At 35.4% G+C, this 2,977-nt stretch carries 2 protein-coding genes; both read left to right on the forward strand.

The features are described from left to right. Nucleotides 1–945, forward strand: a 945-nt coding sequence (locus JJE11_RS17155) for an ABC transporter permease (RefSeq protein WP_291637824.1), incomplete at its 5' end; no start/stop codon positions are given. 56 nt (nt 946–1,001) lie between these two features. Then, a complete protein-coding gene (locus JJE11_RS17160; RefSeq protein WP_291637826.1) occupies nt 1,002–2,522 on the forward strand; it encodes an efflux RND transporter periplasmic adaptor subunit in 1,521 nt (506 codons plus the stop codon). Nucleotides 2,523–2,977 lie beyond the last annotated feature (455 nt).

The raw sequence follows: 2,977 nt of genomic DNA on the forward strand, positions 1-2,977 counted from the left end.
AACATGTATAAATATGATGTTCAAGTAATATTTAAAAATGATACATCAATCTTAGAAACAGACAGAATAAAAAAGCTTGATGGTGTAGACAAGGGTGAAAGTGTAATGAGTGGAGTCATTAAAGTATCTAAAGGTGATAAAAGTGAAAGTGCTACAATTAATGTAATGGAGGATACAATCTCCCTCATGGTGCCTTCTATGGAGGCAATGAAGAGTATGGTTATGCCTAGTGACGGGGTTATAGCATCAACTTCCCTTTCAAAAAAGTTAAATGTTCAAAAGGGGGATATCATTGACTTTGTAGTTTCGGGGAAAAATGATATAAGAAAGGTAAAGGTAGTAGACATTAAGGACAACATCACAGGCTGTTATATAAGTAGGTCCCTATGGAGAGAAATGGGAGAGGAATATACACCATCTTTTCTATATATAAATACAAAAGAGCCGGCTAGTTTTATAAAAAGCACAGAAAAATATGACTTTATCCTTGCTGTGAAACAAAAGAGTGAACTAGTAGATTCTATAAATAGTCAGATGAGTGCAATGAACACAATTGCTTTTATACTTATCGTTTTCGGTGGAGTTCTTGCTCTAGTAGTTTTATATAATTTGGGGATTTTAAATTTTTATGAACGAATGAGAGAACTTGCGACTCTAAAGGTACTGGGGTTTATGAATAATGAAATAAAGACATTGGTTTTAAGAGAAAACACTATTTTCACCATTATTGGGATTATTGTTGGAATGCCAATGGGGGTAGGACTCACAACATTTATAATGTCTGCGAGTGCTCAAGAAGATATGACTTTTTCACCTTATATTAAGGTGGTTACTTTTCTATATGCAGCAGGTTTAACCTTTATGTTTTCTGTTTTTGTTAATATGCTTCTTAGCAAAAAGCTAAAACAGATTGATATGCTTGGAGCTTTGAAAAGCGTAGAGTGATGAATATTTATATTGAAATATACAATTTGTAAAAATTGATGGGGGAATGGGATAAAATGAAAGAATTTTTTTCGAAAAAGTATGCAAAGTATGTAGTAGGTGCTCTTCTAATAGTGGTGGTTTTTAGTTTATATAAGTCACCCATAATTCAAAATAAACTTACCGCGAATGCTCCGCTGCAAAAGACTGCTACAGTAGAAAAGGGAGATATAAAGCTTTTGGTTACAGGTACAGGATATGTTTATTACGATAAAACATCATCTATAGTGTCAAAGGTTAGTAGTAAAGTTACAAATATTTATTTTAAAGAAGGTGACAGCGTTAAAAAGGGAGACTTGATTTGTGAATTTGATGATTCTGATGCTCAGTTAAATTTGAGGCAAATAAAGAATGACTTAGTTACAAATAAGCTTTCAAACAGTTCAAATGCTATTCAGATTGATAAGCTTTCTATTGCGACACCTTTTGCAGGTCAAATTAGCAATATTACAGTAAAGAATGGTGATATTGTTCAAAAGGGAGGAGAATTATTCACTATAGCGGATACTTCAAAGCTTAGGCTTTCAGTTGAATTTAATGCTACAGATATAAATAAGATATCTGTAAATCAAGCTATTAATGTAAATTTAACTTCGCTTATGCAGACCGCCACTGGTATTGTTACATATAAGAGCAATAAAGCTATATCCACAAGCGCTGGAGGGCAGTTATACACTGTTGAGATACAAATAAATAATCCGGGCGGTGTTACAGAAGGAATGGATGCAAGTGCATCTATGGAGACAGCTAGCGGAAGTTTAGCAAGTACAAATTCGGGGACTTTGGAATGCATAAAAAAGACATCAGTTATAAGTGAAACTGGTGGAACAGTAAGTAGTATTTCTATTAAAAAAAATCAACAAGTGGGTGCGAACCAAAATGTTATTACAATCAAAAATGATGATATTGTAATAAATAAAGAAATTGGTAATTCTAAGATAGCATCCTCAGAAATTCAGATAGCCTCCTCAGAAAATCAACTTAAATACTATAAAATATATGCACCTATAGATGGGATAATAGCTGTGCAGAGTATGAAAGTAGGAAATAGTATTAGCATAGGAGAACCTTTAACTACTATTGAAGAAAAAAGTGTAGTCCAAGCCGATGTAGATATAGATGAACTTGATATATCTAAGGTTGCTATAGGACAAAGGGTACAGCTTACTGTTGATGCTGTTGCGGAAACAATGGAAAACCCTATAGTGGGCGAAGTTGTAAAAATACCTCTTAATGGAGTTTCTAAGAATGGAGTAACAAATTTTGCTGTAACTGTTAGAATTAATGAACGACGGGAAATGCTGAGGGGTGGTATGAATGTTACTGCTGCGTTGGAGGCAAAGAGTATAACTAATGTGTTGTTCCTTCCTAAAGAGGCAGTAACAAAGTTTGAAGGGAAAACAACGGTAATGCTTAAAGAAGGTGAGGGAGATGCGATGCAGAAGGAGGTTGAGGTTGGAGAGAGTAATGGGTCTCTTGTAGAAATTAAGAGTGGACTCAAAGAAGGAGATGTAGTAGTTCTACCGGAGGTAATGTAGAGTATAAAATTCTCCTGCGTGCCTTGCAATGTGAACTCGAAGCGTGAAATTTGATTAAGGAATTCTAATCTTTTGCTCGCATAAAATTCCCTACCGCTCACATTCGCCGTCCTGGCTCAGGTTCGCTAGCCTGCCGTCCTGGCAGGCTTACGGGAATTTTATGCTCGCAAAAGAAGAATTACTAAATCAAATTTCAATGTTTCTTCGTTTCTCATTGCAAGTCACTGCGGAGAAAGAATATGCTTAGCATTCAGCTACGGTATAAGCTGCCATTCGGCAGGCTTAGGGAAGGTTATAGTGGCAAGAGGAGAATTACTAGGAGAAAGAACATGATTAATATTCAGCTACGGTTATAAGCTGCCGGTTGGCAGGCTTACGAGAATGGCTAGGTAGAAGGTCCTACTTAGGCATCAGATATATGATTATAATTTTCCTTATAAATATGTGATTAAGAA

Source organism: Clostridium sp., from assembly GCF_016650095.1.
Lineage (GTDB): Bacteria > Bacillota > Clostridia > Clostridiales > Clostridiaceae > Clostridium_AD.

Coding starts and splice junctions, on each gene's coding strand:
- JJE11_RS17160 (WP_291637826.1), top strand. CDS start 1,002: ATGAAAGAATTTTTTTCGAAAAAGTATGCAAAGTATGTAGTAGGTGCT.